The sequence below is a fragment of the Mesorhizobium sp. M2C.T.Ca.TU.002.02.1.1 genome (assembly GCF_003997225.1).
Window position 1 is genome coordinate 1 of sequence record NZ_RZTO01000602.1, and the last position, 3,890, is coordinate 3,890.

Genomic DNA, 3,890 nt, shown 5'->3' on the forward strand with positions numbered 1-3,890 from the left:
CTCTCTGTCCTGCCGGACATCTCCCCCGCAAGGGGGGAGATTGGCTGTCGCCACCATCTTCGCCAATTTTCAACGTTGCAGAACTGGCGAGGCAGGCAAGCTGCAGATCTCCCCCCTTGCGGGGGAGATGTCCGGCAGGACAGAGAGGGGGGCGAAGGATTGCGGCCTCTCGGATAATCCCCTCCAGCACGCGGTGGCCCCATGACCATCGCCGCTGTCCAATCCAACCCCACCCCCGCCATCCTGCCCGGCAGCGGCGGCATGCGCGGCGCGCTCTCCGACCTCTTCTGGCGCCGGCCGAAATTCCTGCTCACGCTGATGCTCGCGCCGCCGCTCCTGTGGCTCGGCATCGTCTATATCGGCTCGCTCTTTGCCCTGCTGGCACAGAGCTTCTTTTCGATCGACGAGTTCTCCGGCCTCATCAACCGCGAGTTCACGCTGAAGACCTATGGCGACCTGTTCCAGGCCGCCAATCTCGACATCATCCTGCGCACGGTGACGATGGCGGCGCTCGTCACGCTCGCTTCGGCGGTCATTGCCTTCCCCATCGCCTATTACGCGGCGCGCTATGCGCGCGGCCGCTGGAAGGCGCTGTTCTATCTCGGCGTCATGCTGCCGCTCTGGTCGAGCTATCTGGTCAAGATCTACGCCTGGAAGCTGATCCTCGCCAAGGAAGGCATCCTCACCTGGCTGCTCGCCAAGCTGAACCTGCTCTGGCTGCTTGATGCGTGGCTGTCGCTGCCGATCGTCGGCGGCAACTCGCTGTCGGTCTCCTTCACCGGCACCTTCATCGTCTTCGTCTATGTCTGGCTGCCCTTCATGATCCTGCCGGTTCAGGCCGCGCTTGAGCGCGTGCCCGGCAATCTGGTCGAGGCCTCATCCGATCTCGGCGCCTCGCCGGGACAGACCTTCCGCAACGTGCTGTTCCCGCTGGCGCTGCCGGGCATCGTCGCCGGTTCGATCTTCACCTTCTCGCTGACGCTCGGCGACTACATCATCCCGCAGATCATCGGCACCTCGCGCCTCTTCATCGGCCAGGCCGTCTATTCGCAGCAGGGCACCGCCGGCAACATTCCCTTGGCCGCCGCCTTCACCGTGGTGCCCATCGTCATCATGGGCTTCTACCTGTGGGGCGCCAAGCGCATGGGGGCTTTCGATGCGCTCTGACCGTGGTCAACGTGCTCCGCTCGGCCTGAAGATCGCCGCCGCCTGCGGCCTGCTCTTCCTGCACCTGCCGATCCTGCTGATCTTCGTCTACGCCTTCACGACGGAGGAGAAGAGTTTCGTCTGGCCACCGCCGGGGCTCACCACGCAGTGGTTCGCCGTCACCTGGAACCGGCCGGACGTCTGGGACGCGCTGTCGCTGTCGGTCCGCGTCGCGGCCATCTCGACGGCGATCGCGCTGGTGCTGGGCACGCTCTGCGCCGCCGCCGTCTCCCAGACGCGCTTCTTCGGCCGTGAGGCCATCTCGCTGCTGGTCATCCTGCCGATCGCGCTGCCTGGCATCATCACCGGCATCGCGCTACGCTCGGCCTTCGCGCTCGCCGACATTCCGTTCTCGTTCTGGACGATCGTGCTCGGCCACGCCACCTTCTGCGTGGTCGTCGTCTACAACAACGCCGTCGCCCGCTTCCGCCGCACCTCGGGCTCGATGATCGAGGCGTCGATGGATCTCGGCGCCGACGGTTTTCAGACTTTCCGGCATGTGGTGCTGCCGAACATCGCCACGGCGCTGCTGGCCGGCGGCATGCTGGCCTTCGCGCTCTCCTTCGACGAAGTGATCGTCACCACCTTCACCGCCGGCCAGCAGCAGACCGTGCCGATCTGGATGCTTGAGGAACTGATCCGCCCGCGCCAGCGCCCGGTCACCAATGTCGTGGCCATGGTCGTCGTGCTGGTGACGCTGCTGCCCATCCTCTTTGCCTATTACCTGACCCGCGACGGCGACCAGATCGCGGGGAGTGGAAAATGAAAAACAGCGAATAGGGAGTAGCGAGTAGCGAATAGGAAAGATCGGCGGTCAACCCTATTCGCTATTCACTATTCGCTACTCGCTCCTGTTCAGGGAGAACGTTTATGGACACCCAGATGCTGATCGGCTCGAAATTCGAGAAGGGCACCGAAACCGAGGAGCCGATCCTCAACCCGAAGACCGGCGCGACGATCCTCAACTTGCCGGAAGCGAGCCCGGCGCAGATCGAGGCGGCGGTTCTCGCCGCCGAGAAGGCCTTCGCCAGTTGGTCGCGCACCACGCCGGCGCAGCGTTCGGGCTATCTCCTGAAGATCGCCGACCGCATCGAGGCGGAGGCAAAGGAATTCGCCGCGCTCGAGGCCCTGAATTGCGGCAAGCCGATCAACGCCGTGCTCAATGACGAGATCCCGGCGATCGTCGACTGCTACCGCTTCTTCGCCGGCGCGGTCCGGTCGATGCCTGGACAGGTGGCCGGCGAATATATTGCTGGCCACACCTCGATGGTGCGGCGTGATCCGGTCGGTATCGTCGCTTCCATCGCGCCCTGGAACTATCCGCTGATGATGATGGCCTGGAAACTGGCGCCGGCGATCGGCGGCGGCAACACGGTCGTCTTCAAGCCGTCGGAACAGACGCCGCTGACCACGCTGAAGTTGGCGAAGATCCTTGCCGAGGTGCTTCCCGAAGGCGTCGTCAATGTCGTGCTCGGCCGCGGCGACAGCGTCGGCAACACGCTGATCAACCATCCCAAGGTCAACATGATCTCGATCACCGGCGACGTCGCCACCGGCAAGAAAGTGCTGCAGGCGGCCGCCAAGTCGGTCAAGCGCACGCATCTGGAGCTCGGCGGCAAGGCGCCGGTGATCGTCTTCGACGACGCCGACCTTGGCGCGGTGGTGAGTGGCCTGCGTGCCTTCGGCTATTACAATGCCGGCCAGGACTGTACCGCCGCCTGCCGCATCTATGCCGGCAAGAAGATCTACGACAAGCTCGTCGCCGATCTCTCTTCCGCCGTCTCCACCATCAAATACGACCAGCCGGACGACACCGAGAACGAGATCGGCCCGCTGATCTCGCGCCGCCAGCGCGACCGCGTGTCGAGCTTCGTCGAGCGCGCCTCGGAGCTGAAGCACATCGAGATCACCACCGGCGGCAAGCCGGGCGAGGGCTCCGGCTTCTACTATCAGCCGACGGTTGTCGCCGGCGCGCTGCAGGAGGACGAGATCGTGCGCCGTGAAGTCTTCGGCCCGGTCGTCTCGGTTACCCGTTTCTCGGATGTCGACGAAGCGGTGACCTGGGCGAACGACAGCGACTACGGCCTCGCCTCGTCGGTGTGGACCAAGGACGTCTCGCGCGCCATGGCGACCGCCGCCCGCCTGCAGTATGGCTGCACCTGGATCAACACCCACTTCATGCTGACCAACGAGATGCCGCATGGCGGCCTCAAGCAATCCGGCTACGGCAAGGACATGTCGCTCTACGCGCTGGAAGACTACACCGCCGTCCGCCACGTGATGGTGGCGCACGGGTAAGCGCCTTCTACCTCTCCCCTTGTGGAGAGGTCGGATTGCCCCGATTTGCCCTTCGCAAATCGGTTGGCAATCCGGATGAGGGGCAGCTTGGCGCCAAGCTGGAACACCCCTCATCCGTCTCGGCGCTGCACGCCGAGCCACCTTCTCCCGCAAGGGAAAGGCAAGACGACTGCGCATGCAAGCATTCAAAATCAAGGGAGGAAAACAACAATGCAACGCCGCCAGTTTCTGACATCCGCAGCCATCGCCGCCACGCTTTTCGCCGTGACGCCGTCCTTCGCCGGAGATACCGCGCAATCGGTGGTCGACGCCTATGTCGCGGCCTGGAACGCGCATGATTCGGCCAAGGCCGCCGGCTACTTCGCCGACGACGTGACCTATTACGA

3 protein-coding genes are annotated in these 3,890 nt (G+C 64.3%); all 3 read left to right on the forward strand.

The features are described 5' to 3' along the window. The first annotated feature begins 261 nt into the window (after positions 1 to 261). On the forward strand, positions 262 to 1,167 hold the full coding sequence (locus EOD07_RS25845; protein ID WP_206519554.1) for an ABC transporter permease: 906 nt from the start codon (positions 262 to 264) through the stop codon (positions 1,165 to 1,167). Further along, the gene (locus EOD07_RS25850; RefSeq protein ID WP_040986084.1) at positions 1,157 to 1,972 is read left to right on the forward strand and encodes an ABC transporter permease; all 816 of its coding nucleotides are present in this window, start codon (positions 1,157 to 1,159) and stop codon (positions 1,970 to 1,972) included. Before EOD07_RS25845 ends, EOD07_RS25850 begins: the two co-directional genes overlap by 11 nt. Positions 1,973 to 2,076: 104 nt before the next feature. Beyond that, positions 2,077 to 3,504 carry a gamma-aminobutyraldehyde dehydrogenase gene (locus EOD07_RS25855; protein WP_127237430.1) on the forward strand — a complete coding sequence of 476 codons (1,428 nt, stop codon included), beginning with the start codon at positions 2,077 to 2,079 and terminating at the stop codon, positions 3,502 to 3,504. The last annotated feature ends 386 nt before the right edge of the window (positions 3,505 to 3,890 follow it).

What these genes read in the sequence shown, in the direction of transcription:
- EOD07_RS25845 (WP_206519554.1), top strand. Translation starts at nt 262, where the DNA reads ATGCGCGGCGCGCTCTCCGACCTCTTCTGGCGCCGGCCGAAATTCCTG.
- EOD07_RS25850 (WP_040986084.1), top strand. Translation starts at nt 1,157, where the DNA reads ATGCGCTCTGACCGTGGTCAACGTGCTCCGCTCGGCCTGAAGATCGCC.
- EOD07_RS25855 (WP_127237430.1), top strand. Translation starts at nt 2,077, where the DNA reads ATGGACACCCAGATGCTGATCGGCTCGAAATTCGAGAAGGGCACCGAA.